Here is a 1,176-nt window from a genome sequence, read left to right on the forward strand (position 1 = left end):
GGTACGGGTGCGCTGGGTGGTCGTGTGGCCCGTTGGCTGGCGGGTGCGGGTGCCGAGCGCCTGGTGCTGACCAGCCGCCGGGGCCCGGATGCTCCGGGTGCTGCGGAACTGGTTGCGGAGCTTGCGGGATTGGGTGTGGAGGTGTCGGTGGTGGCGTGTGACGCCGCCGACCGGGACGCCCTGCGCGAACTGCTGTCCGCCGAGGCGGGGGGCCTGACGGCGGTGGTGCACACCGCCGGTGTGCTGGACGACGGTGTCCTGGACGCCCTGACCCCCGACCGTTTCGAGACCGTGCTGCGGGCCAAGGCCGACTCGGCCCGCAACCTGCACGAACTGACCGTCGAGCTCGGTATCGAGTTGTCGGCGTTCGTGCTGTTCTCCTCGATGAGCGGGGTGATCGGCGCACCGGGGCAGGGTAACTACGCTGCCGCGAACGCCTTCTTGGATGCGTTGGCGGAGCAGCGGCGGGCGGCCGGGCTGGCCGCGACGTCGCTGGCGTGGGGTCCGTGGGCGGAGGGCGGCATGGCCGCCGACGACGCCCTGGATGCCCGCCTGCGGCGTGAGGGTCTGCCGCCCATGCCGCCCGAGACGGCCCTGGCGGTTCTTGGGCAGAGTGCAGGGGCTTCCTCCGATGCGGCGCTGCTGGTCGCCGACGTGGACTGGGACCGCTTCGGTCCGGCGTTCACCGTCGTCCGGTCGAGCACCCTCTTCGCGGAGCTGGTGGAGTCCGGGCCTGCGGGGCCGGCCGCCTCCGGCGAGGTCGTGGGTGGTTCGGCGGTCGGGCGGTTCGTCGGGCTCGGTGCGGTGGAGTTGGAGCGTGAGCTGCTGGGGTTGGTGCGTTCCCAGGTGGCGGCGGTTCTGGGGCATGACGGTGGTGATGCGGTGGGTGCGGACCGGGCGTTCAAGGAGCTCGGGTTCGACTCGTTGACGGCGGTCGAGTTGCGCAATCGTCTGGGTGCGGCGACCGGTGTGAGCCTGCCGGCCACGTTGGTCTTCGACTATCCGTCGGCTTCCGCTCTGACGGGCTTCTTGCGGGATGAACTGCTGGGCGCGCGGGCGGAGGTCGCCGGTCCGGTGGCCGCCGCGGGTGCGGGGGTGGCGGACGATCCGATCGCGATCGTGGCGATGAGTTGCCGTTTCCCCGGTGGTGTCCGTACTCCTGAGGAGCTGTGGCAG

General features: G+C 71.9%; 1 protein-coding gene. It reads left to right on the plus strand.

Annotation, left to right across the window (positions count from 1 at the left end; translation table 11 throughout):
• Positions 1 to 12 precede the first annotated feature (12 nt).
• Positions 13 to 1,176: type I polyketide synthase (locus IF43_RS37475; RefSeq protein WP_267884818.1), on the plus strand; the 1,164-nt coding region annotated here is incomplete at its 3' end.

The organism is Streptomyces sp. NRRL S-87 (assembly GCF_000719335.1).
In the GTDB taxonomy this organism is placed as follows: domain Bacteria; phylum Actinomycetota; class Actinomycetes; order Streptomycetales; family Streptomycetaceae; genus Streptomyces.